Genomic DNA, 25,820 nt, shown 5'->3' with positions numbered 1-25,820 from the left:
GGTACGATCTTCATCCTTAGAGTACAGCGCAATGGAGGGATTTATATAAGTTAGTTTCGATATCTAGATTTCTCGGCTACGTTGCACTCCGCTCGAAATGACGTAACTAAGCTTGCCCCGCTGCTGCATGCAAATTACTCAAATCATTCCCTCTAAAAGTGCTTTCGGCATTTGGATGTAGGTTATCGGGATCGAGTAAAAAAGTGCTGATCCCCAGTTCCAGTCCGAATTTAATTTCCGATTCGGCATCATCGCCAATAATTAAAATATCTGCTTTGTTAAGGTGATGCTGATCGATCAACATCTCAAAAGTTTTCTTCTTATTGGTAGTAGAAACGTCAACAACATGTACTTCCTCAAAATCATCGGCAATGCCCAGCATTTTTACTTTTGATTGCTGCTGTTTTGGAAAACCTGCAGTTACAATAAATTTCCGGCCGGTCAGGCTTTTTATATAGTGATAATCTTCGCTTGGTTTTAAAGGTTTGGTCACTTCCCTGTTATGGAGGTAGGAAATCACTTCGGGCATCACCTCTTCCTTAAAACCATATTTTTTCGCCACTTTTAGAAAAGGCGTTTTTAACATATCCTGTTTGGCAAGTTGAAAATCTTCTTTGCTAATCCCTAAATCCAGACTTTCTAAGAAACGGTATAATTCGCCCATCAACTGTTCTTCGTTCGGTTTGGTAAAATAAATGGTATTATCCAGATCTATAAAAAATATGCGTTTCATTGTGGATTGGTTTTTGTAAGATGAAAAAAATAAAAACACCTGTGGGTTAAATATGTTTAATAAGTAAATCACTAAGATCATGAAAAAAGAGACAAAAATTATAGTAGGCGTATTAGCCGGAGCAGCACTTGGTGCAACCATCGCATTGGCATTATCATCAGATTCTACCAGCGATCTGAAAAGCAAGGTATCAGATTTTTTTGCTGATCTTTTAGATGCTTCGAAAGATAAATTAGCAGGTTTGGCAGACAAAGCCACAAGCGTTGCAGAAAAGGTTAAAGATAAAGTAGCAGAAATAAACGCTTAAAGAATTGGAAGTGCCGGAAATATCCGGCATTTTTATTCTAAATATTTTCTAACCACCATCTTGATGAACATTGCTTTTCATGGTGCCGCCCGTACCGTTACCGGGAGTAAGCACCTTATTACCTTAAAAAACGGTACCCAGATATTATTAGATTGTGGCTTATTTCAAGGAATGGGCCATGTTACCGATAAATTAAACGATTACTTTGGTTTCGACGCCAAAAAAGTTACCTACCTGGTTTTATCACACGCCCATATTGATCATTGCGGTTTATTGCCCAAATTGGTTGCCGAAGGTTTTGCAGGCAAAATTTTCTGTACATCGGCAACTATGGATCTTGCCCGCATACTGATGATGGATTCTGCAAAGATTCAGATGCAGGATACTGAATATGCGAACCGCCACCTCCGCCATGGCGAAGAAATGGAAGAAGCACTTTACACAGAAGAAGATGTTACCAAAACACTTAGTCTGATGAAAATCGTGGAGTATGAAGAAGATTTTGAAATTGAACATGGAATACGCCTGAAATTTACCGATGCCGGTCATATTTTGGGTAGTGCTGCCGTCCACCTTACGATTACTGAAAATGGCAAACCGAGCCGGATTACTTTTTCGGGCGATGTTGGCCGTTATGGTGATCTGCTTTTAAAAAGTCCCCAGCAATTTGATCAGGCCGATTATATTTTAATGGAATCTACCTATGGTGATTCGTTGCATAAAGACCTCGATCCGATCGAAAACATGCTCTTGGAGATCATCAACAATACCTGTAAAGTAAAAAAAGGTAAAGTAATAATCCCTGCATTCGCCGTAGGTCGTACACAGGAACTGCTTTATGCTTTAAACGGATTGGAACTGAAAGGTAAATTACCTGATGTTCCTTATTATGTAGATAGCCCTTTATCATCAAAAGCGACCGAAATCCTTAAAAATCATCCTGAAGTATATAATAATGGGGTTAAAGAAACCTTAAAGATAGATCGTGATGTGTTCGGATTTAAGGGCCTGCGTTTTATTGAGAGTGTAGAAGAATCGAAAGCCTTAAATGAAGATCCAAGGCCATGTGTGATTATTTCGGCATCGGGCATGGCAGAGGCTGGTCGCGTAAAACATCATATCCGGAATAATATCAGTAACCAGAAAAATACCATTTTAATGGTGGGGTATTGTGAGCCAAATTCGCTTGGTGGCAGGTTAATCGCCGGACAAAAAGTAGTAGAAATTTTCCGTGATCAATACGAAGTGAAAGCTGAAGTACAATCGATTAAATCGATGAGTGCGCATGGCGATTACGAAGATTTGTTGCACTTTTTATCTTGCCAGGATCCGGCGAAAGTAAAACAATTGTTTCTGGTTCATGGGGAATATGAAGTACAACAACATTTTGCTAGTAGATTAAAAAATAACGGTTTTAAACATGTAGCCATACCAGAATACCACCAGGTATTTGAGCTGGAGTAGTTATAATGTTGGTACGGATTTGTAATCCGGGCCTGTGTTCTTCAGATTTCAATCTTATTTTAAAAGGATTACAAATCCTTAGCTTTTTAGACGGGATTACAAATCCCGATGAACAGGGATGGTATCGAAGTATCGGCATTTCGATCTCGAAGATTCGGGAAGAAATCTTTTAAATTTGATTTCAATAACATATTACAAAGATCTCTCCACTTCGCGTTGCTTCGGTCGAGATGACGACTATTCTATTGGAGTCTGCAGATGCTTCGTGCCTCAGCATGACAACTTAATTTTTGCCTCAGGATGACAATCATATCATCCCATTTCCCATCTTACCTCATCCATCTTCCATTTTCCCTATCTTTGCCCCATGGATGTTTTTGGTAAAGCGCTAACAGATATTTACAGAACGGGCGAGGCAGATGCCCTTTGGTTGCATAATTCTTATGGAGAAGCTGAAGAAATGCCTTTAGAATTTTTCTTCCGTGATGATGAAGATATGCCGGTGTTAGAACTTCAGGCTTTGCATTTATGCAGTGGAAAAGTGTTAGACATTGGTGCAGGGGTGGGTAGTCATGCCTTACTTTTACAGGCTTTTAATATTGATGTTACCGCCATTGATATTTCGGAAGCTGCGGTAAACATTATGAAAGACCGTGGCGTAAAAAAAGCATTTGTACAGGATGTTTTTACCTATCAGGAAAAATTCGATACCATTATCATGCTGATGAATGGTATTGGCTTAACCGGGACTTTGCCCGGCTTTAAAAATTTCCTGATCAAATTAAAAGACCTCATCAATCCCAACGGACAGGTAATTTTCGATTCTTCGGATATCGCTTATTTATACGAAGATATGCCAAAACCTGAAAATCATTATTACGGTGAAGTATCTTACCAGTACGAATATAAAGGCGAAAAAGGCAACTGGTTCAACTGGATTTATATAGATGAAGAAACCATCAAACGTACTGCAAAGGAAACAGGATGGGATGCTGAACTGATTTTTGATGATGGAGAAGATCAGTATTTAGTCAAATTGACTTTAACGTAATAATATAAAAGTCATAAAACTTTTTGTAGCACCGATTTAAATCAACAGGCTCATACATTTGTTTTATACGAATATGAGCAATACGAAAATTAAACTCAGCGTTTTAGATCAGTCGCCGGTGCGCAAAGGTGTTACTGCCCGCCGCGCCATTGAAGAAACCACTATACTTGCACAAGAAGCTGAAAGATTAGGTTATCACCGTTTCTGGGTTTCCGAGCATCATAATACCACCAGTTTGGCTGGTTCTACTCCTGAAATTTTAATTGCTCATTTGGCAAATCACACTAAAACCTTGAGGATAGGTTCTGGAGGTATTATGCTTCCCAACCACAGCTCATTAAAAGTTGCGGAGAGTTTTCGTTTATTGGAGGTAATGCATCCCAACCGCATTGATCTGGGAATGGGGCGTGCACCCGGTACCGACCGTATTACGGCTTCGATGCTAAATCCATCAAATAACTGGAGCGAACAGGATTTTGTAGAGCAGTTGCGCGAATTACAACATTACCTGCATGATACTTCTGATGGTGGCATCCAGGCAAAAATAAAGGCTATTCCGATTTCAGAGACCGTTCCACAACAATGGTTGTTAAGCAGCAGCGGACAAAGTGCATTATTTTCGGCCCATTTTGGAATGGGATTTTCTTTTGCACATTTCATTAATCCCATTGGCGGTGCGCAGGCTGTTCAATATTACAGGGAGCATTTTAAGCCTTCGGCAGATCTGGCAATGCCTGTTGAAAATGTGGCACTTCATGTTTTCTGTTCAGAAGATGAAGAAAAAGTGAAACAACAGGAAGCTTTAATGAGTTACAGGTTTTTACAGTTGGCAAAAGGTAAAGGATTGCCTGCCGTTGGCTGGGATGATATTAAAGGGGTAAGTTATACCGAGGCGGAATTGGAGCAGATTAAAGCCAATAAACAACGGATGATTTACGGTACACCAACTGTAATTAAAGAACAGCTTACCAAACTAGCTGCTGATTATGATGTAGATGAATTAATGGCTGTTACCATTACCGAGCATTTTGAAGATCGAATAAGATCCTACGAGTTGCTCGCGGATATTTTTCAATAAGAAGTTCCTGGTCTGTCTCCCCATGGTTTGTGTCCTCACAAATTATTTATTAAACTCTAATTGCGGTCTGTGAGGACACAAACCGCAGTAAATTAAAAATTAAAAAACGTTTGTCTTCCGCCCACTTTCTGTCCAAAATTTTGGATATTATAAGTAAGGGTAAGCATGCCGTATCTGCCCAGGTTATTGCTTTGCGTATCGATAACGCTATTGCCCGTGATCTGGATGTTTCTGCGTACGTTGCTCTGTAAAATATCGTTTACCGAAAATTTTAATTGTGCCCTGTCATTTTTCATAAATAGGTAAGTAAGCGCGGCATTCCAGAATTTAATATTATTGTTATATCCTGCAATTTTTTGGTCATTAAGGGTTAAAGAATAGCTGGTTTCGAAAACCAGTTTTTTTGGATAACGGACAATCAGTTCAGATGTACTTTGATAGGTGTTGTAGCTAATATTGGTATAAAAACTATCGTCGTATTTACTGCGGTTTAAATTGATTGAATACGATTGATTGATTTCTACTTTATCGTTCAGGTTTAACCTTAGGCTGCCATTTGGTCCAACATAGAAAACATCGGCATTGCTACGTATACTGTTAACAATAACGGGTGTATGATCGAAATTGGCCCAAAAACCTAAACCCACTTTCAAACTGATTTTATCTTTTTTGAAGTCTTTCGAAATATTGGCGCCGCCATTAAAGTTATAAAGGCCGCTCATATTTATTGGATTGACCGTTTGAACGCCATTGTTTATTGTTATGGCATTTACGATACCATTTTTTGTAATATTGCCATATCCATATAAATTATAGTTGATCATACTTTTAGGGTCGTATTTATACATATTCATACTGAAGCCTTGCGTTCGGGCAGGCAACAAGTTTGGATTTCCGTTCCTGATGTAAAATGCATTGGTATTGTCTGCCACAGGCTGAAGATAACTCACATTAGGCTCTGTAAACCTTGCAGAATAGTTGAACGAGAAAATTTTGTATTTAAACTGGAATGTTGGCCAGATAAAGTTATACCGCTGATCGATATCTGCCGCATTTGTAAAACGGTTATTGAGCGAGATGTAATTGTGTACCATACCAGGTTGAATGTAGAGATCTTTGGTTATTTTATACCTCACACTTATATTGGTATTGGTTTTAAATCCTGCCTGTTTAACTGTTTGCGATAAATCAGGCACCACAATATCATACAGTTGATTGGCCGGATTGCGGTAAAAAGTATTTAATGCGTTTTCGTTGTTGATAATGTTTCCACTTACATCTACTTTAAAGTTAAGTTTTTTGCCAATGGGTTCAGTATAGTTGGTATAAATATAAGCCCTGAAATTATTGATTGTATTGTCCCTTAACTGGTCAATTTCTGATGTAGAAGGAGTAAGGTAAAAAATACTGTTGCTTCTATTGTAATTAACAGTCGGATTTGGGCTTGCAGAAATATCGGTGCCGAGATTAAATGATCTTCCTGTTTTCTTAAAATCTTTACTAAGATCGGCCCTTAACTGATATTTATTACCGGAACTGTTTCTATCATTCAAATTTTCGAGCGTATTAATCAACTGGTTATTTGCATTGTTGTTGTCCGAATAAACTTTACTTATCGAATTATTGGAGTTTAATACAATTGCAGGCTCGATGGTGAGCTGTGTTAAAGAGTCGATCTGCCAGTCTAATTTCCCACCAATATTGTGCTTTAGAATAAGAGAAGTGGTATTTTCATTAGCGTTGGTAATTAATCGGTCTGTGCCCAGGGTTTGGTTGGTGTTGGAAAGTTTTTCCAAAAGGTTGTTGGACTTTCCGAAGAAATACTGCGTATTAAATTTGATTCCTTTTTTGTTGATCGTATTAAAATTAAAACCACCGCCCGATGAAGTTTGAACGCCATTATAACTTCCGCCAAAACTAATTCCGTTGAACTCGAAATAACCTCCGGAGGTCATCATCATGGAGTTTACACCGCTTCGGTTAAATCCACCGATACGCTGTACATCATTGGGGTTAAAACCGGGCTGATTGATGTTGTTGCCATAAGCCAATACACTTACCTGCGTGGTATCCCTGAAAAAGTTCATCAATCCACCGGCCTGATAAAGTTCTTTTAAACCTCCACCAGCATATAATTTGCCAAAAGCACCTTTTTTAATGGCTTTTTTCAGTTTTAAATTGATAATCTGAGGGATTTCTGCTGCAGTAAGATCCGGATCTCGTCTTTTAGCCTGTTTATCATCTACTACCTGCACTTTATCGATAATATTGGCAGGCAGGTTTTTGGTTGCAATCTGTTGGTCGCCGCCAAAAAATTCTTTCCCATCCACCAGGATTTTACTTACCGATTTTCCATTAACTTGTATAGAACCATCGGCAGCGATAGAAACGCCGGGTAATTTTTTCAAAAGATCTTCTACCACTGCTGATGGCAGGGTTTTAAATGATTCTGCATTAAATTCAATGGTATCTTTACGTACAATTACGGGCGGGCGCTCTGCTGAAATTACCACTTCATTTAAATCGTTCGCTTTTGTAGAAAGGTAAAGTGTGCCGAGGTTTAAAGCCGGGTTGGCTGCGCTTAGCTCTACTTCTTTTCTAAAAGTTCCATATTGCCATGCCGTTACCACTATGCGGTATTTTACACCCGTGGCAAGGCCATTGATTTTAAAAACACCTTTATCGTCTGACAGCTTATAGGTTGTTAATACGCTGTCGCCAACTTTGTAAACTGAAACAGTCGAATAATTTAAAGTGGTTTTGTGGTTAGCGCTATCAGCTAATATCCCGGTAATGCTTCCATTTTTTTGGGCAAACAGGCTGAATATAATTAGGCTAAAGGCAAGTGAAAGTAGGAGTTTCTTCATGTAGGTATTAAATAAGGAACCTAAAATTATCGGCTATTTTTTTATGGAATCAATAAATGTGACGAACTGGACTAAAAATGTGATGGATTAGATGTTTGTTTAAAAGGCTGACGCAAAATTCCTATGTATGTTGCATGCAAAGCTAAATAACTAATATTTTAGTTTAAAAATAGACCGATTATCCTGCATTTGCAAATAACAACGTAAAAATTACAAGCTTAAAAAGAAAAAAGCCTCCATTGCATTGCAAGGAGGCCAGTTGAGCATATTGTTAATTTAGTGCAGATCGTTATAATTAATAATTTTTACCGCTGGGTTTTTAGCCAGAATTTCTTCCATCCACTTGCGGTGCGAGGCGCCAACTCCCACAATAACCCTTTTAGCTTTTTTCGCTTTTGCCTGTTCAATGATGTTTTTGCACATGCCTTCGTTTCTTAAGGTCCATTGGGCAATCATCGCTTTTACCGATTCGGTAGGAAAACCCGCATAACCATAAAAATGAGTACCTCCGTAAAAGTTCCAGGCTTCATCCAGCAACCCATATTTCACCGTGTTCATGCCGGCATACGGATCGGCATTAAAAACTTTCGATTCGTCTTCGCTATAACTCCAATAGGTTTCTATGGCTTTAACGGTTGCTGCTTCAGCCGAAGTGCTATCAGCCTTGGCTTTATTGATCATGATTTTGTATAAAGAATCGGTTTTAGCCCAGGCCTCACTCCATGGTTTATCATAAGTTTGGCAATCCATTTTATAAATCTGATTTTGACCCAATTGATAAATAAGCGGGAAATATATTTTGCTGTATTCGCTCCCTGTTCTATATAAACCTACTTTTTTTAAAGAATCTACGCTGCCGAACATTTTTGCATACTCAGCCTGTTCTTCTTTACCGAAACTATTTTTCATGTAATTTTGGAGGATAAAAATCTGATATTCTGCATTTGCCCTGTCCCAGTTTTTAGCATAGTTTACTACCAGGTTCATCCGGGTTTTATGATAGTAAGCAAAAGATGAAAGTGCTTTCTGGTCTTTTTTAATCTGAGAAGTAATATTTTTTGGCGTTTCCGGATTTAGTTTTTCGATGTAATCATGACCTTTTTTAAAAACTTTCATCGCCCAATTGCTTTCTTCAAGTTTAGCGTAATCTGCCTCTGGTAAATATTCGCCAAAAACCATATCAGGTTTAAAGTTTTTCAACTTATGGATGATGGTCTGAAAATTTTGTGTCGATTTAGAATTATCGTGGCCAGAGCCAACAATTACAATTTCGATTTGATTTTGAGCACTCGATTTAAACGCAATTGCGGTTAACAGTAAAAATGCAAGGCTAAGTTTTTGTATAGTTTTCATCATTGTTTCGTTTTTGTTGATTCAAAGATGAGCATACGCACCTGCCCGCTATATTTAATTATCCCAAAGGCGGATTATATTATCCCAATTTGGTAAAATGGAAATTAAGGTGTTGATGGCTTAATATCAAATGTTGGGATAGCGGTTTAAGCTTTTCGTCCTGTAAATGGGGTTATTCCATGAGTTTTTGGTTAAAACCAACAATCAGTTTAAAGAGATCTTTATACTCGGTAAGGGGCAAGGTTTCTGCTTTATCAAATACATCGTGGTAGGCTGAAGGACCGCCCTGGGTGTAGATAAAAAATGCGGGAACTCCTTTTTCGGTAAAGAAATAATGATCACTATTGGCCGCTTTACCCCTCGAATTGATTTTGGAAATGTAATGATGTTCATTATTAATGGCATTGAGCTGCGCAAAGGCCTTGGGGTAAACAGAGGCATTAACTACAGTCATTCCGGCTTCACCTGTTCCAACCAGATCGAGGTTAAGGAGGAATTTAATGTTGCTTAAGGGAACCAGCGGATTTTCTACAAAATACCTTGACCCCAAAAGGCCTGCTTCTTCAGCTGCAAAACAGATGAAACCAATGGAGTAGGGCTGGGGATGGGCAGCATAATATTTGGCTAAACTCAATAGAGTAGCCACGCCTGCGGCATTATCATTTGCCCCGGGGAAAAAGGTTTCAGCACCCATTCCACCCAAATGATCGTAATGTGCGGTAATGATTAAAAGTGAATCGGGATATTTAGTTCCTTTAACCAGTCCACAAATATTTGCTGCGTGGAAATCGGGGATAAATTTGTTTTCGATTTCAACGCTGATTTCTTTTGGAATAGCGGTAAAATATTTTTTATTAACCTGGATGTTTGTTACTTCGCCAACTTCAGTAGCTACCGACCAGGTAAGTTTGTCTTTTAATGAAATAGTTAATGATGGTATTGCCTGGTAATTCAGGCTATCAATTTGAGTTAAATTGGCTTTTTGTTTAATACCCGGACTTTCGTTATTGATGATAAAATCTTTACCGGGAACAAGTTTTTTCCCATTAATGCTTACCATCATTTTTCCAGGGAAGGTGTTTACAGGGAAAGCAAAATCTTGTTTGTAATGAGTACCCATTGGTGATAAGCCGATTTTCTGATAAGCATCAGCAATATAATCGGCAGCTTTTTTCATACCCTCTTTGGTGTAACCCCTGCCCCAAAATGTTTTTGATGTAAGTGTGTTTACTACATTACGGGTATAGGTAGAATCTTGTGCAAAACTGTTGACGGCACAAAACAGAAAGATGAAGAAACTGAATTTTTTCATGCCGGAATTTAGTAAAATAAAATAATTATTGGTGGGATTTGTAATACTTGCCTAGAGGTATCGTCATTTCGGCTGAAGCTCTCCGATTTTTCATCGGTAGCGGAATGGAGAAATCTTTAAACTTTTAGGTAACCATAATTCAAAGATCTCTCCTCCGAAGGAGTTCGTTTGGAACACTTCGCGTTGCTCCGGTCGAGATGACGATCTTTCTATTAATATCGGTCAATGTTACTAGTTAGAATTTTTCAAATACATCGGAGAGTTGATGACAGATTTGTAGCTTTATCAGTATTTTGTATCCACAAGATCGGACTTTTCTGGAAACTCAAATTGACAAATGCGGATAGAATTTATAACTAATAAAAAAATGGTTGATGTTTAACAGCTCTTGCCATTAATCCACCAACCATTATCTATAAATTAATCTTTTTTACTTTACCAGATAAGGCTGCAAAGCTGTTTTAATTTTTTCTTTGTTCTGCGCTGCCGTCCATTTTTCTTTGATAGACTGATCGCCTAAGCTAAAAAGCGTTTCGTAAAGTAATTTGCCGTTTGCCATGGTTTGTACTTTAAAGGTGTTTTGAGATCCGATAATATCGGCCCATACGCCACGAACATCTGCCCAGTAAGATTTTTGGCTTGCCCACCATTTTTGTGCATTGGCAAAGGTTTTAGGGTCTATTTTGGTAAATTCCTCATAACCTTTTTCAACTGCCAATAACTTATCGCCACTGGCCGAGCGTACAATTTTTTTATTGTCCTGCTCGAACATCCAGCCATCTTTGGTAATGGTAATCCTGCTGCCACGGTTTAGTACATTGTAATCTTTACGCACGGTCGATTCTCTTCTTGGTAAGGGAGAATCGGTTTCGCTCTGCCAGGCGTCATGACCGCCAACGTGGCTCCAGGTGCCATAACCCTGGTAACGTGGACTATCATCTACCTGATACACTTTTTGGGTCCATTTGCCTTTTACATCGGCTGATGTTAAATTTCCTTTTTTCCATGCATTACCTTCGGTATAAAGCATGATGTCGGTATCTTCATAAGTCCAATCCTGGCGCCAGTGTTTAATTACTGTAGTATCATTAATGGCCAGCATGTGCTGAATCACGATTCGTTTAGGCTCATCAACAATAATTTCGGCCCATTCGTTACCATGACTTTCGTAAGGTTTACTGAATTTGTAATTAGGATCAGGAGCGGTTACTTCGCCATAGTTGAAATTAACTTCATAAAAACCCGCTAAAGATTTAATGGCTTTTCTATCTTTTTCCAATTTTTCTTCCGGAGAATCTACTTTTGTTTGTGCGCTAGTATTAAGGGTGATTAAACCGGTTAACACTAAAATTAGGTTCAAAAACTTCATTTTTATGATTAATTAGGTTGTGATTAATTTTCCGCTGCTGCGGGATTTTTCTTCTTTTTCTTTTTGCCCCACCAGATGATAAAACCGGTAATGGGTAAACTTGCTGCAATAAGGCTTGCAAAAAATGCCATAATTTTTCCGGGAAGACCTAAAATGGCGCCAACATGGATATCGTAATTCATGCCGATAAGCGCTTCACCTGCATTTTTATCGTTTTGGTTTTTTCGCGCCAGCAATTTACCCGTATATTGATCGAAGAGCAAAACATCAAAATTCCAATAGGTTTCTTTGCCTTTGTAGCCGGTTGCATAAATGGTTGCTGTACCACCTTCGGCTGGCGACATCCCGATGCGATCTGCATTTTTAAACGTCTTTTGTGCGGTTTCGAAAGCTACATCAAAAGGAATGGCCTTAATGGTTTTGGTTGAGTCTGATTTGGCAACCATTTCTTTGGGAGGCGAAGTACTACCCGAAGCCACTACATACACCGTATTCTGGAACCATTGAAAGGCCCACACCAGGCCGGTTAGCGCCAGCATCAGGCAAATAATCATTACATAAAAGCCCAGTACATTGTGCATATCGTAATTGATGCGCTTAAATTTGGCTTTCCATTTGATTTTGAAACTTTTATCGAAGTTTGATTTTTTGAGGTTTTTAGGCCACCACATCACCATACCGGAGATTAACAGAAAAACAAAAATGATGGTGCTCCAGCCGATAATCTGCTGCCCGATGGGGTGGTTAATAAGAAAACTCCAGTGCAGCATTTTAATAATGCCGAAAAACTCGTATTTATAATCGGATACCAGGGTTACCTTGCCCGTATATGGGTTGATGAGTACGAGATCGTAATAATCTATCGAATCGAAATACCAGAATGCTTTAGGATTGCCAGGCTTATAAGTGCCAAACTCCCAGGCGCGATCGGCCTGGGCATAACTCGACATGAAAGTAACTTTTTTCTTTCCACCCAAAGCTTTTTCTGCATTTGCTTTTAATATGCTCAGAGGAATTGTTTTTTTATTCGCAGGTACTTCAACAAAAAACTCTTTTCGATGGATAAACTCGGTGATTTCTTTCTGAAAGGTAAAAATACAGCCGGTAATGCCCAAATGAAAAACCACAAGACCTGATGCTATGCCTAGCCACAGGTGCAGCCAATCGCTGATTCTTCTTATCCGCGATTTCTTTGTTTTTTTCTGTAAAGGTTTTGTTGGCGACATTAAGCTTTATTTAATAAAAGAACCAATTAACCGTTTTTGCGGCCAATTGGTTGAAAATTTTGAGTTAATCCGGTTATTTAACTTCGGTAGTGTAAGTTACCAGATGCCAGGTTTTTTCGTAATCCTGTCCGTTTAATTTGCCTGGTGTTTTATCTTCGGTAAAGGCTTCAAGAAAGTAATTTCCTTTTGTAGCTGGTTTGAAGGTAAATTTACCCTGTGCATCAGTTTCGGTGGGCTGGCCTTTTTTATCAGGACCAACAACTGTTAATTTTTGGTTTGCGAAAGGTGTTTTGTTATAAATAACCTCATGAATTGCCGTTTCGCCAACTTTTAAAGTGTGTTTATCTGGTCTGATGGTTAAAGCCGCACCGGCAGGAAAAGTCTTGTTTATTTTTAAGTTACCAACAGCAACATCGGCAAATGCATAATATTCGATTTTTGCTTTCTCGTAAACTGCAGCTACCTCATGTACCACAGAAATTTTATAAGTTCCGTCCTGATCTGGCGTAAAACTGGCTTTGTAAAAAAGTACATCCGGCGAAGTTGTTAAAACTTTGGTAGTGCCGTTAGGTGCCGTTAAAACCAATTTGAAATCTTTCAGGTTGCTGAACCATTTTGCTGCGGTATCCGGCTCGTTGCTTTCGTATTCTCCAAAAAATACCTTTACATCCTGTGGCTGTCCTTTTTTGCCTGTTGCCGATGTTTCTATCCATAAAGCATGTGCAAATACATTCGAGATGCTAAAGGCAAGGAATAATGCTAATAATGAGATTTTAGTTTTCATGTTTTCTGATTTTAATCAGGAGCAGCTGATCTGATCCAGTTGCTCCTGATGGGGTTAATTAAAATTTGTAAGCAATGCTTAATCTATAGTTTCTTGGTGCTTCTGCCTGGTAGTAGTAGGCGTTTAAATACTGGTAATAAGATCCGCTAAACAGGTACTTATCCAAAATGTTAAATGCGTTGGCTGTTATTTTAAACTTCGGCTGTTCGTAAAATATGCCCCCATCCAGTTTAAAATAATTAGGCAGTTTCTGTAAACCAACACTCCAGGTGTCCGTTGCACGTCCGGCCAGGTGGGTAAAACCTGCCGAAATACCAGAACCTTTAAGTGCACCGTTCTGCAGCGTATAGGTTAACCAGGCATTTGATACGTGTTTGGCAAAACCTGGAATAATATCGCCAACATTTATACCTGCTACACCAGGCGTTACTTTGGTTACTTTGGCGTCGGTATAGGCGTAATTGGCAATCAGGGTTAAACCTTCTACAATTTTACCCCTTAAATCGAATTCGATACCCTGTGCTCTTTTTTCGCCCAAAACAACGCTAAAGTTTTCTTTAATCTGTTTTGTAGGGTCGTTAGGGAAATTCGGATCCTGAATAAAAGCATTATTTGGATCTGTGGTCAGTTCGTTCTGTTTGGTTATCCTGTAAGCCGATAGGGTAGTGTTCCAACGGCCGCCAAACCAGTCTTTTTTAATGCCAATTTCCTTGTTGTTTCCGGTAATGGGTTTCGGTGTGGCACCGCTGCGCAATAAGCCCGATTGAGGGGTAAAAGCTTCATCGTAAACTGCGTAAACTGACATGCTTTTATCAACCGATACGCTTAAACCAACCCTTGGGGTAATGTGTTTAGCCTTATCTGGTGCGCCGCCCCATGCCGACTGACTTACGTAAGTATAACGGCCTGCCAATGTTAAACGCACAATGTTATTGAAAAAGCCCAGTTCATCCTGGATATAACCGCTCAGGTATTTAGAATCCATTAAACCTCCGGCTGCAACAGCCCTCTGCGCTAGTGGCGTGGCGCGGTCGAAGTCTGGAAATCCATTGGTTGGGAAGCTATAATCAGGATTATTAGGGTTAAAAGGAGAAGTTGGAAGATCCAAATCGTGCGATTGGCCCCAATCTGCCATATAGTTTTTCTTTCCTCCATCAAAACCGGCTAAAATGCGGTGGTTAATGCCGAAAGTTTTGGCCTGGCCATTGATGAATAACTGTGCCAGTTTCATGCTGCTCTCTGCATCCCAGATCCCTACATTTCTGATTAAAGTACCATTTGCATTTACAGCCGATGGCCACGAACTGTATCCATTTTGCAGGTATTTAAAATATGCCGCCTGTGCCGTTAATTTCCAGTTATCGCTAAAATTATGCTGTAAGTTTAAGAATAAGCTATGATCGTTCATTCTCGTTGGTGGAAGCCCGGGTTGGGTCATGGTTAACTCCCTTGGATAAGTGGCATAACCTGCAGGCGAAAAGATATAATAAGAACCCACCTCAGTCATTTTTGCATTCTGCAAGGTATATTCGGCTGTGAATTTGGTGCGGTCTGATATCTGGTAACTTAGTACTGGTGCAAAGGTATACCTGTCGTTTTTTTCATAAGGCCTAAAAGATCCTTTGCTTTGCATTGCGGCATTTAAACGGAACAATAATTTGCCATCGGCAGTAAGTTTACGATCGAAATCAACAGTTGTTCTGTAAAGATCATAACTTCCCAGGGTAAAAGAAACCTCGCCTTTGTTAAATCCCGTAGGCTTTTTGGTTACCACATTGTACATGCCGCTCGGATCGCCGTTGCCCAGCATAAAACCTGCAGGTCCTTTTACAAACTCGATATGGTCTACAATGCTCATGTCTTCAGTTAGTGGCCCCCAGTAAGAAGATACCACATTAAAACCGTTGCGCATGGCCTGAATCTGCGAACCGCGCATGGTAATGTTGGTGTACATATCGCCCCAGTGTTCCAAACGTACAGCACCACTTACATTTCTGATCAGGCCATCGCTCATGCTGATGATCTGCTGATCTTTGATTACCTGATCGCTAACGGTCTGTATATTTTGAGGCGCTTCCAGCAATGGCTCATTCAACCTTAACGAAGCCGAAGGAAGACTGATTTTATAACGGCTGTTTTTACCCGCCACAGTAACTTCTTCCAGTACCTGATCGTTTTCTTTCAATGTAAAATCTACCACAAGGTTTTGACCGGCAGTAATGGTGATGCTTTTTTCTGATGGATCAATCCCCACAGCCGATGCTTTTATGGTGTAGGTGCCAGCTTTAACCCTGTTGATGGTGTATAAACCATTTTCATCAGATGTTGTTCCTAAACCTTTTCCTTTTAATCCGATCGAGATAAAAGCTGCAGGTTTTCCATTAGAGGTAGATACTTTACCCTTTATCGTTCCAAATTGTTGAGCAAAAGAAAATAAACTAAAAAGAGAGAGTAAGAACGTTAAGCCAATGGTTTTAATTTGATTCATTTTAATATTGATAGGGATTTTTATTAGAATTTGTAGGTAACGCTTCCAGTGAAAGTTCTTAAATCTTGAGGATTCATGGTGCTGTAACCTGTCCAGTATTTTTGGTTGGTAAAGTTGTCTGCTTTTGCACCGATCCTGAATTTTGGATGATCATAAAATACTGATGCATTGAACACTTTGTAAGCTGGTAGGATAAATACATTTTCAGTGGTAGACGTTGGCGTGATGATTAAGTTATTTACAATTCTGTTATCGCTGGCGTAGTTACCACCGGCACCTAAACCAAAACCTCTTAACGAACCTGCAGCAAATTTGTAACTGATCCATAAGTTTGCAGAGTAAGGCGAAGCCGAATAAGCATCACGTCTTCCTTCAACATCTGCAGAAGCATTTTGCAAGTGGTTATCGTTATAAGCAAAACCAGCAATAATGTTTAATCCGTTAACAGGGTTAGCAACAATTTCTGCTTCTATACCTTTACTGATTTTGTTACCATCCTGGATCTGCGCATTTGGGTTTGATGGATCTCCGTTGTAACCCCTAACCATGTCTTTAACTTTGATATAATAGTAAGATACCGATCCGGTTAGTTTACCATTAAACAGGTTGCTTTTAACACCACCTTCAATCTGGTTAGCCTGCTCTGGCTTAAATGCATCACCTTTGTAATCTATACCGTTAACGTTGTTAAAACCGTTTTGGTAATTGGCAAATAACGACAACTGATCTTTGATCGGTTGAAATACCAGACCGAATTTTGGAGAGAAGGCCGTTTGTTTATAAGCGCCAACCGGTGCAGCACCTGCACGGTTTGAATTTCCCTTGTTATCAAAACGATCTACCCTTAAAGCCGCCAAAGCAATTAACCTGTCTGTTAAATTAATTACATCAGAAGCATAAGCGCTATAAGTGTTTGATTTAAAATTAACCGGGTATTTAGAATAGGCATTTGCTGCATAAAAGGCGGCTAAATTGGTTTCGGTAAAGTTGTTATAGTTGGCACCTGTTCCGTTTTTGTTGGTTAAATCGAAAGTATCGATCGAATAAAACAATTGGTCAGAGTTCTGGCGCAAATAATCCAAGCCCAAAACAATCCTGTTTTTAATCGATCCCAGGTGAAATGTCCCGTTAAAATTTTGTTGTATTTCGTAATTGTAAAGCTTGCTATTATCGGTTGACTGATCTGCTCTTGATATCATATCGGCTCCTGGTGCAGCTGTTGGGTTACCCAATGGTGGATAGTTATTTGGAACTAAGAACAAATAAGTACCACGACCGTTAGAAAAACTATAGCTAGATGAAAAGCTGGTATGTGATGACCAGTTTTCGTTAAATTTATAATTTGCCTGACCAAAGAAATTTGTACTGTTGTATTTTTGTTTCATCGCATCACCAGTGAACGATTTATCGTAAGGTATACCAGATTGATCTGCCCTGTCAAAACCCAGATCTTTTACCGGGAAATAGAAAAAAACGAAAGGTTTTAATGTGTTTTTACCATTGGCAATTTCCGCATCAAAAGTAAAATCCAACTTATCATTTACCTTATAAGCTAAACTTGGCGCAACAAAGAAACCCCTGTCGAATACATTTTGCTGGAAAGAGCCTTTGTAATTATAAGAAGCATTTATACGTGCATAAATGTGGTTGGCCTTATCAACCGGGAAATTGAAATCGGTACTTACCCTGTTTAAATCATAGCTGCCTGCCGAATAGGTTACCTCTCCGCCCAAGCCTTCGAAAGGTTTTTTAGTGATGCGGTTAATTAAACCTCCGTAAGAAGTTAAAGTGCTGCCGAATAGGGTAGCAGATGGGCCTTTTATTACTTCAACACTTTCAATGTTTGCAGCATCGTTCCGGCTGGTTACATTACCTGCAATTCCGTTTCTAAGTTTCGATTGAACAATAAAGCCCCTTGATGCATAATATGCGCCGCCATCGCCTCCACGGCCGGTTGATTCCCACATTTTTTGGATACCTACTGCATTACGCGTCGCATCGTCAACCGAGAATATCAACTGATCATTAAATGTTTCTTTAGTAATGGTGGTATAAACCTGTGGGTTTTCTAAATTGCTTATCGGCATTTTAGATACGTAATCACTCTTTTGAGCACCGTATTTATTGGCTTTGCCCTTGTTGATATTGACCTCACTAAGCTGGTTAGAATTTTGGCTGATTACGAAATCAACCGTTTTGTTTTCACCGGCAGTAATCACCACTGTTTTTTCTATTGATTGTACACCAACTGCCGAAACCCGTAAAATATAAGTTCCCGGTTTAACACGTTGAATTTCAAAAAAACCTTTATCGTTGGTTACATTTCCCAAACCTTTTCCCTTTAATCCTACAGAAATATAGGCCGCTGGTTTACCGTCTGATGTGGTTACGTTACCGCTGATGCTAGAAAATTGTTGGGCAAAGGAGCGTATGCTGAAAAAAGTTAAAAGAAATGTTAAACTGAGAAGTTTGATTTTAAACATGCTAAGATTTATTTGGATTAATTCTAAAGAGCTGCAAAATAACGGGAGAAAATGTTATTATCCAAATTATTTTGAATTATTCTAAATAATAAAATGTTAAATTGTCCTATAACAAAAAAAATCGCCTCCATTAAGGGGGCGATTTCTGAATTCAGTAGCTGAAATCTATATCGCTATTGAAATTGAATGGATTTGGACAATAAAAAAGGCCTTACTATAGGGTAAGACCTTTAAAAGATTTTTAATGCGCTTATTTAATCTGGATAGCCTGCAAGCTCAAAGCGCGTTCCGTATCATTTGCAGGTGTTACCAAACCACCCAAAATTACATCGTAATGATAACCGGCCGTAAAAGTGGTGCTGCCCGTTGTAGCCTTAACCGTACCCGATGAAGTTTCTTTTGCATCAAGTGAATAAGTTCCTGCATCTACCGTAACAAAACCGCTTGCATTTTTAAAAGTCTTATTCGTAAATAAAGCAGTGGTAGCGCTGGTTTTAATTAGGTCAAATGCAGCGGCATCAGGCGATAGATTGATAAAACGGATATAAGCTTTATCTGCGGAAGGAACAGAAAGGTCATCGCCAATGGTATAAATATCCAGTGCTGCAGGTTTATTGATTAAATAAGCAGAATAATAAGTGCTTGCACTTAAGGCAACCGTTTTGGTTAATAAACTCGCGGTACTGCTCGCGGTAGTAAACTTTAAGCTGTATGATCCTGCTGCGTAAGAAGTATAAGAAGCAGCACCGCCAAAAGGTAAAGCGGCTGTATTAACCTGGGTGCTGTTAAAGTAAGCATTATAAGTGGCCAAAGATGGTGAAGTATTAACCACTCTGATATAAGCTATAGTCGGATCTGCAGTTTCTGTCTTTTTGCAAGAAGTAAATGTTGTAAAAGCAATAAGAACAAATAAAATAAGGGATTTGAAATAAATCGGAGTAGAATTCTTCATAGTGTTTTAAAAGTTGATTTAATATTTAGGAAACATCAATAAAACGAAAGCCTGGTAGCATTCGCTACAGCGATACAAATATTGTGTTTAATCGGCATTTCAGTTTGTTAAATGTTGTTAAGCAGATGTTAAAGTTTGATGATTGTTTTTAACAATGTTAATATTGAAAGAGGCTTTAATGATGAAATTGATTATTAAAGAAAAAAATCTTAAAGGGAGTATATTCCCCTAAGCCCTGATTAAGTCAGATTAGTTTAAAAAAAACGAAACCTTAACATAAAAAAATCATGATAATATTGTGTAACTCGATTTTTATTTAAACCTTTGCACCTCAATAGAGTTAAAGCCGTTTTAATACGCAAGAAATGATTAAACAATTTTTACATAAACTTTCTGTTTCTACCGCACAAATGGTGCGTGGGAAAGGTCTGTTTATTAATCATTTTCAACCCGTATTTTTTTACCCCACAAGCCGGCAAAATTTCACTCCACGTATTTAGTACCTAAACTAAACGTAACGAGGAATTGATCCTCTCTAAAAACCCAATTAACAAGAATACTTATAATTTTTCGTTAGAAAACGAATGGATATTAACGAATTTATAGTGCAGGTTGCACTTCCTGAACATCGTGTATTTGCAGAAGAAATAGTAACAGAAATGGCTGAATCGGCAAAAGCTCGTGGAACGGGAATTGCCAAGCGTTCGCCAGAATATATTTCCAATAAAATGCAGGAGGGCAAATCGGTTATAGCCTTCCACAAAGATGGTTCATGGGCAGGATTTTGCTACATTGAAACCTGGAGTCACGGACAATTTGTGGCCAATAGTGGTTTGGTAGTAAGCCCTAAATACCGCAAAGCGGGATTAGCCAAAGCCATAAAAAATGAAATTTTCGGCTTATCGAGAAAGTTGTATCCAAAAGCAAAAATATTTGGTTTAACAACTGGTTTGGCGGTAATGAAAATCAATTCTGATTTAGGTTATGAACCCGTAACCTATAGCGAACTTACCCAGGATGAAGAATTTTGGAAAGGCTGCCAAAGCTGCGTAAACTTCGAAATTTTAAAAATGAAGGAACGTAAGAACTGTATGTGCACGGCCATGCTTTACGATCCGGCTGAAAAAAAACACGAAGTAGCCAAACAATTTGCCGAAGAACTGCAGAAAAAACCCAAACTATACGAGCGTTTTATGCGCATTAAACAGCGTTTAGTTGTTAAACCAAAGCCGAAAACTGGCTTAAAAGCCCTATTATTTTTATTTACCCTTTTATTTAAATAGCATGAAAAAAGTTGTTTTAGCATTTAGCGGAGGCTTAGATACCTCATTTTGTTGTATTCACCTTGCACAAGACCGCGGATTGGAAGTTCACTCGGTAATTGTAAATACCGGTGGTTTCTCTGAAGAAGAATTGCAGGAAATTGAGAAAAGAGCTTATGCTTTGGGTGTAAAATCGCATGCTGTTGTAGATGAAACGGAGAGTTATTACGAAGGTTGTATTAAATACCTGGTTTTTGGTAACGTATTAAAAAATGCCACTTATCCATTGTCGGTTAGTGCAGAACGTGTGAGTCAGGCAACTGCTATTGCCAATTATGTAAAAAAAATCGGTGCCGATTATGTAGCCCACGGTAGTACCGGAGCTGGTAACGATCAGGTTCGTTTTGATATGATTTTCAACATCCTGATTCCGGGAGTGGAAATTATTACCCCGATCAGGGATTTAAAATTATCCCGCGAAGCGGAAATAGAATATTTAGCAAAACATGGTGTGGAGTATAGTGCCGAAAAAGCAAGATATTCGATCAACAAAGGTTTATGGGGAACTTCGGTAGGAGGAAAAGAAACTTTAACTTCGAACGAAACTTTACCAGAAAGCGCCTGGCCAACCCAGGTTTCGGAAACGGAACCACGTAAAGTTGAATTGACTTTCGAAAAAGGGGAATTGGTTGCCATTGATGGTGAAAAATTAGCACCTGTTAAAGCAATCCAGAAATTACAGGCCATTGCACAACCTTTTGGTATTGGTAGAGATATCCACGTGGGCGACACTATTATTGGTATTAAAGGCCGTGTAGGTTTCGAAGCCGCCGGACCGATCATCATCATTAAAGCACACCATACTTTAGAAAAACATACGTTAACCAAATGGCAGTTAAGCTGGAAAGAGCAGTTATCATCTTTTTATGGTAACTGGCTGCACGAAGGTCAGTTCCACGATCCGATTATGCGGAATATTGAGGCATTTTTGGCCGATACGCAAAAATTTGTGAGTGGTAAAGTATTTGTTGAGCTGTTGCCATACCGTTTCCAGATTATCGGAATTGAATCGAACCATGATTTAATGAGTAATAAATTTGGTAGCTACGGCGAAATGAACAATGCCTGGAGCGGAGAAGATGTTAAAGGTTTCTCTAAAATATTTGGCAACCAGGTAATGATCTGGCACAAGGTGAATGGTGAGGTGGAAGGCTAAAAGCTTCAAGGCGTAAGGTCTTGATACTCTATACCAAATACTTGATACTTAAAAATGAGCGAAATCCTTTCAAAAGAAAATTGTTTAAGTCACTATAAATGGGGCGATAACTGTGATGGATGGAATTTTGTAATCAAGACTGAAGCAGTAATTAAACAAGAATTAATGCCTGCTCAAACTGCTGAGAAATTACATTTTCATACTTATGCAGAACAATTTTTCTTCATATTGAAAGGTCAGGCAACATTTTTAATTGAGGGTGGAACATTTACAGTTGATGCCAGCAAAGGTTTACAGATAAAAGCTGGCGATAAACATAAAATTATGAACAATGGTGTTGATGATTTAGAATTTATTCTTTTCTCCTATCCATCAACCCAAAATGACAGAACTGATTGTGAATAATATAACGATAAAACAAATAGGATTAACAGAAGCCCATCTTGTAGTTGGCCTGTTTAACCAGTATCGTATATTTTATAACCAGTTTTCGGATATCGGAATGGCTAAAGCTTTCATCGATGAACGGTTACAGCATAACGAATCAATCATTTTTGTAGCCATTGATGATGATAGTCAACAGCCCGTAGGTTTTACTCAGTTATATCCTAAATACTCATCGGTAAGATTGAGTAAAAACTGGATCCTAAACGATTTATATGTTGCTGAAGATTACCGCAAACAGGGCATCGGCGAAAAATTAATTAAAACCGCCATGGATTTTGCCAAAAACAACGGATCTACATTCGTACAATTGGAAACCGCTGTTGACAATTTTAACGCGCAGCACCTGTACGAAAGTATGGGCTTTATAAAACAAGATAATGACGAAGAATTTTTTCTTTATAAAATAGCACTAAACTCATAGAGATGAATAAAATTAAAGCAGGCATAATCGGTGGTGCAGGTTACACTGGGGGCGAAATGTTACGCATTCTGGTTAACCACCCAAATGTTGAAATTGCTTTTGTAAATAGTACCAGTAACGCCGGAAACCTGATCTCAGATGTACATACAGATTTAATCGGTGATACAGATTTAAAGTTTGTAAGCGATATTCCACAGGATATTGATGTACTTTTTCTTTGTGTTGGTCATGGTGATGCCAGGAAATTTTTGGCTGCTAATCCGATCAACGAAAATATTAAAATCATCGATTTATCGCAGGATTTCAGGTTGCATGAAAAATCGACATTCGAAAACCGCGAATTTGTTTATGGACTGCCGGAATTAAACCGCGATAAAATTAAATCAGCCAAAAATATTGCCAATCCAGGCTGTTTTGCAACTTGTATTCAATTGGGCTTATTGCCATTGGCTGCAAAAGGCTTGATCAATAAAGAAGTTCACATCAATGCCACTACTGGTTCAACAGGTGCTGGACAGAGTTTATCAACCACTTCGCATTTCAGCTGGAGAAATAATAACCTTTCAATCTATAAGGCATTTGAACATCAGCACCTAAATGAAATCAGTGAAAGTTTATTGCAGTTGCAGCCTTCACTATCGGAGGTTTTAAACTTTATCCCACAGCGAGGTGCTTTTACCCGCGGAATTTTAGCGGCGATGTACCTTGAAACTGATTTAACTTTAGAAGAAGCACAAAATATTTATGAAGAATATTATAGTGCCCATCCTTTTACACACGTTAGTCAGAAAAATATAGATTTAAAACAGGTGGTGAATACCAATAAAGCCTTGGTTCATATAGAAAAACATGGCGGCAAATTATTTATCATCAGCATTATCGATAACCTGTTAAAAGGTGCCAGCGGACAAGCGGTTCAGAATATGAATTTAATGTTTGGCTTGGAAGAAACAGCGGGACTTAAGTTAAAGGCAGCCAACTTTTAGGCAGAAGGCTGGAAGGTGGAAGGCAAAAAGGTCTGGATTCAGATCTAAAATTTTAAATGTATGAGAGATTATCAAAAACTAGATGTTTGGAAAAAGGCTCACTTATTTACTTTACAGGTTTATAAGGAAATCCTACCTATTGAAGAAAAATTTGCTTTAACCCAACAAATTCGGCGGGCCACCTATTCTATCCCTTTAAATATTGTAGAAGGAAGCGGTAAAAACACAGATAAGGATTTTGTTCATTATCTTGATAATGCACTTGGCTCTACAAAAGAAATAGAATATGCTTTTATTCTCATCCGTGATTTAGCTTACATCAGTTTAGCAGTTTACGAGTCTGTGAATAAAAGTGTTAATGAAATTAAAGCGATGTTAATCGCATTTATTAAATTTTTGAGAGGCGGTGGAAAAGCTTAGGTTACATAAACCTTCAACCTTCCAGCCCTCAACCTTCAAACCCTAAAAAAAATGCAACTATTCGACGTTTACCCACTTAACGATATAGAAATAACAAAAGCATCAGGCAGCAATGTTTGGGATGCCAATGAGCAAAAATATTTAGATTTATATGGCGGTCATGCCGTAATTTCTATTGGTCATACTAATCCACATTACGTAAACCGCTTAACCGATCAATTAAATAAGGTTGGTTTTTACTCTAACTCGGTAAAAATCCCTTTACAGGTTCAGCTTGCAGAGAAATTGGGTGAAGTTTCCGGTAAAAAAGATTTTCAGCTGTTTTTATGTAATTCTGGAGCCGAAGCAAATGAAAATGCTTTAAAACTGGCTTCATTTTACAACGGCAGAAAAAAAGTAATTGCATTTACAGGCGCTTTCCACGGACGTACCTCTTTAGCGGTTGCGGTAACCGACAATCCCAAAATTGTAGCACCCGTTAATCAAACCGAAAATGTAATCTTTTTGCCATTCAACAATGAGGTGGCTTTAGAAGAAACTTTCAAAGCGCAGGGAAATGATATTTCTGCGGTAATTATCGAAGGCATTCAAGGTGTTGGGGGTATTAAAGAAGCTTCAAAAAGTTTTCTGCAAAAAATACGTTCACTTTGTGATGAATATAATTCGGTATATATTGCCGATAGCGTGCAATGTGGTTATGGACGTACAGGTTCGTTTTACTCGCACGATTATTCGGGTGTTGAAGCGGATGTATATACCATGGCAAAAGGAATGGGTAATGGATTTCCTGTAGCCGGGATTTCTATCGCGCCTAAATTTAAACCTTGGCATGGAGAGCTGGGTACAACTTTTGGCGGTAACCATCTGGCTTGTGCTGCGGCTTTAGCTGTTTTAGAAGTGATGCAACAAGAAAACCTGATGAAAAATGCCGAAGAAGTAGGGGACTACTTAATTACCGAATTGAAGAAATTTGAGCAGGTGGTAGAAGTACGTGGCCGTGGATTAATGATCGGTATTGAGCTACCTGCAGAATTGGCGCATGTTAAAAAAGAATTATTGTTTACACACCATATTTTTACCGGCGAAGCAAAACCGAACGTAATCCGTTTGTTGCCTGCCTTAAATTTAACAAAGGCACATGCTGATGAGTTTTTGGCGGCTTTCGAAAAAGCGGTAAAAGGTGTAGGGCATAAGGTTTAGGGTGATGAGAGACTATAAAAAACTTGATGTTTGGAAAAAGGCACATGAATTAAATATGCTTATCAAGAAGGATATTGCTGTTAAATTTCCAAAAGAAGAAAGGTTTGAATTAACGTCTCAACTCACTAGAGCAGCATTATCTATTCCTTTAAATATTGTTGAAGGATGTGGGAGATTTACTGATAAGGACTTCGCCCACTTTTTAGATACTGCGTTAGGCTCAACCAATGAAATAGATTATTGTTGCTTATGTGCCTCAGAATTGAAATACATAAGCGAAAAAGAATATTTAGAAGTTAACCAAGCAATTAATGAAGTTAGGGCAATGCTAATTTCTTTTTTGAAATTTTTAAGAGCAGGTGGAGGGAAAAAACCTTAAACCCTACACCTCAAACCTTATA

At 38.7% G+C, this 25,820-nt stretch carries 22 protein-coding genes; 12 read left to right on the top strand and 10 right to left on the bottom strand.

Going from position 1 to position 25,820, the window contains the following annotated elements:
- Positions 1–106 precede the first annotated feature (106 nt).
- Positions 107–733 (bottom strand): HAD family hydrolase, encoded by a 627-nt coding sequence (locus H9L23_RS19855; protein ID WP_187591971.1) that lies wholly within the window; start codon positions 731–733, stop codon positions 107–109.
- A 79-nt stretch (positions 734–812) separates the two neighbouring features.
- Here H9L23_RS19855 and H9L23_RS19850 point away from each other — a divergent pair, with 79 nt between their 5' ends.
- The 4 genes from H9L23_RS19850 to H9L23_RS19835 all read left to right on the top strand — a co-directional run bounded on the left by H9L23_RS19850 (position 813) and on the right by H9L23_RS19835 (position 4,633).
- The gene (locus tag H9L23_RS19850; RefSeq protein WP_187591970.1) at positions 813–1,040 is read left to right on the top strand and encodes a YtxH domain-containing protein; all 228 of its coding nucleotides are present in this window, start codon (positions 813–815) and stop codon (positions 1,038–1,040) included.
- 63 nt (positions 1,041–1,103) lie between these two features.
- On the top strand, positions 1,104–2,504 hold the full coding sequence (locus H9L23_RS19845; RefSeq protein WP_187591969.1) for an MBL fold metallo-hydrolase RNA specificity domain-containing protein: 1,401 nt from the start codon (positions 1,104–1,106) through the stop codon (positions 2,502–2,504).
- A 367-nt stretch (positions 2,505–2,871) separates the two neighbouring features.
- Entirely contained in the window at positions 2,872–3,555 is a 684-nt protein-coding gene (locus H9L23_RS19840) for a class I SAM-dependent methyltransferase (RefSeq protein WP_187591968.1), read from the top strand.
- A gap of 73 nt (positions 3,556–3,628) precedes the next feature.
- Complete coding sequence (locus H9L23_RS19835; RefSeq protein WP_187591967.1) at positions 3,629–4,633, top strand: LLM class flavin-dependent oxidoreductase; 1,005 nt, start codon at positions 3,629–3,631, stop codon at positions 4,631–4,633.
- Between the two features lie 92 nt (positions 4,634–4,725).
- Here H9L23_RS19835 and H9L23_RS19830 read toward each other — a convergent pair whose 3' ends face one another.
- The 9 genes from H9L23_RS19830 to H9L23_RS19790 all read right to left on the bottom strand — a co-directional run bounded on the left by H9L23_RS19830 (position 4,726) and on the right by H9L23_RS19790 (position 19,467).
- Positions 4,726–7,500 carry an outer membrane beta-barrel protein gene (locus tag H9L23_RS19830; RefSeq protein ID WP_187591966.1) on the bottom strand — a complete coding sequence of 925 codons (2,775 nt, stop codon included), beginning with the start codon at positions 7,498–7,500 and terminating at the stop codon, positions 4,726–4,728.
- 276 nt (positions 7,501–7,776) lie between these two features.
- Positions 7,777–8,856: a DUF5694 domain-containing protein gene (locus H9L23_RS19825; RefSeq protein ID WP_187591965.1), complete on the bottom strand. Its 1,080-nt coding sequence runs from the start codon at positions 8,854–8,856 to the stop codon at positions 7,777–7,779.
- A gap of 169 nt (positions 8,857–9,025) precedes the next feature.
- Complete coding sequence (locus H9L23_RS19820; protein WP_187591964.1) at positions 9,026–10,165, bottom strand: M28 family metallopeptidase; 1,140 nt, start codon at positions 10,163–10,165, stop codon at positions 9,026–9,028.
- Positions 10,166–10,595: 430 nt separating this feature from the next.
- Positions 10,596–11,525, bottom strand: a complete 930-nt coding sequence (locus H9L23_RS19815; protein ID WP_187591963.1) for a DUF6607 family protein — start codon at positions 11,523–11,525, stop codon at positions 10,596–10,598.
- Positions 11,526–11,557: 32 nt separating this feature from the next.
- Complete coding sequence (locus tag H9L23_RS19810) at positions 11,558–12,760, bottom strand: PepSY-associated TM helix domain-containing protein (protein ID WP_187591962.1); 1,203 nt, start codon at positions 12,758–12,760, stop codon at positions 11,558–11,560.
- 73 nt (positions 12,761–12,833) lie between these two features.
- A complete protein-coding gene (locus H9L23_RS19805; RefSeq protein WP_187591961.1) occupies positions 12,834–13,544 on the bottom strand; it encodes a DUF4198 domain-containing protein in 711 nt (236 codons plus the stop codon).
- Positions 13,545–13,602: 58 nt separating this feature from the next.
- Positions 13,603–16,032 carry a TonB-dependent receptor gene (locus H9L23_RS19800; protein ID WP_187591960.1) on the bottom strand — a complete coding sequence of 810 codons (2,430 nt, stop codon included), beginning with the start codon at positions 16,030–16,032 and terminating at the stop codon, positions 13,603–13,605.
- Between the two features lie 23 nt (positions 16,033–16,055).
- On the bottom strand, positions 16,056–18,515 hold the full coding sequence (locus H9L23_RS19795) for a TonB-dependent receptor (RefSeq protein ID WP_187591959.1): 2,460 nt from the start codon (positions 18,513–18,515) through the stop codon (positions 16,056–16,058).
- Positions 18,516–18,765: 250 nt separating this feature from the next.
- Positions 18,766–19,467 carry a DUF4397 domain-containing protein gene (locus H9L23_RS19790; protein ID WP_187591958.1) on the bottom strand — a complete coding sequence of 234 codons (702 nt, stop codon included), beginning with the start codon at positions 19,465–19,467 and terminating at the stop codon, positions 18,766–18,768.
- A 584-nt stretch (positions 19,468–20,051) separates the two neighbouring features.
- On the opposite strand from H9L23_RS19790, the gene H9L23_RS19785 reads away from it, so the two are divergent.
- From H9L23_RS19785 to H9L23_RS19750, 8 genes are read left to right on the top strand one after another with little or no spacing between them, the layout of a single operon-like run.
- Positions 20,052–20,750, top strand: a complete 699-nt coding sequence (locus H9L23_RS19785; RefSeq protein ID WP_124560644.1) for a GNAT family N-acetyltransferase — start codon at positions 20,052–20,054, stop codon at positions 20,748–20,750.
- Position 20,751: 1 nt separating this feature from the next.
- The gene (argG, locus tag H9L23_RS19780; RefSeq protein WP_187591957.1) at positions 20,752–21,945 is read left to right on the top strand and encodes an argininosuccinate synthase; all 1,194 of its coding nucleotides are present in this window, start codon (positions 20,752–20,754) and stop codon (positions 21,943–21,945) included.
- A 54-nt stretch (positions 21,946–21,999) separates the two neighbouring features.
- On the top strand, positions 22,000–22,350 hold the full coding sequence (locus H9L23_RS19775) for a cupin domain-containing protein (protein ID WP_187591956.1): 351 nt from the start codon (positions 22,000–22,002) through the stop codon (positions 22,348–22,350).
- Positions 22,328–22,813 (top strand): GNAT family N-acetyltransferase, encoded by a 486-nt coding sequence (locus H9L23_RS19770; RefSeq protein WP_187591955.1) that lies wholly within the window; start codon positions 22,328–22,330, stop codon positions 22,811–22,813. Before H9L23_RS19775 ends, H9L23_RS19770 begins: the two co-directional genes overlap by 23 nt.
- Before the next feature lie 2 nt (positions 22,814–22,815).
- Positions 22,816–23,799, top strand: a complete 984-nt coding sequence (argC, locus tag H9L23_RS19765) for an N-acetyl-gamma-glutamyl-phosphate reductase (protein WP_187591954.1) — start codon at positions 22,816–22,818, stop codon at positions 23,797–23,799.
- A gap of 60 nt (positions 23,800–23,859) precedes the next feature.
- Entirely contained in the window at positions 23,860–24,219 is a 360-nt protein-coding gene (locus H9L23_RS19760) for a four helix bundle protein (RefSeq protein WP_187591953.1), read from the top strand.
- Positions 24,220–24,270: 51 nt separating this feature from the next.
- A complete protein-coding gene (locus H9L23_RS19755) occupies positions 24,271–25,419 on the top strand; it encodes an aspartate aminotransferase family protein (protein WP_187591952.1) in 1,149 nt (382 codons plus the stop codon).
- 4 nt (positions 25,420–25,423) lie between these two features.
- Positions 25,424–25,798 (top strand): four helix bundle protein, encoded by a 375-nt coding sequence (locus H9L23_RS19750; protein WP_187591951.1) that lies wholly within the window; start codon positions 25,424–25,426, stop codon positions 25,796–25,798.
- The last annotated feature ends 22 nt before the right edge of the window (positions 25,799–25,820 follow it).

The organism is Pedobacter roseus (assembly GCF_014395225.1).
Lineage (GTDB): Bacteria > Bacteroidota > Bacteroidia > Sphingobacteriales > Sphingobacteriaceae > Pedobacter > Pedobacter roseus.
The sequence above is the reverse complement of the archived record's forward strand: the minus strand, read 5'-3'. Positions and strand labels throughout refer to the sequence as shown.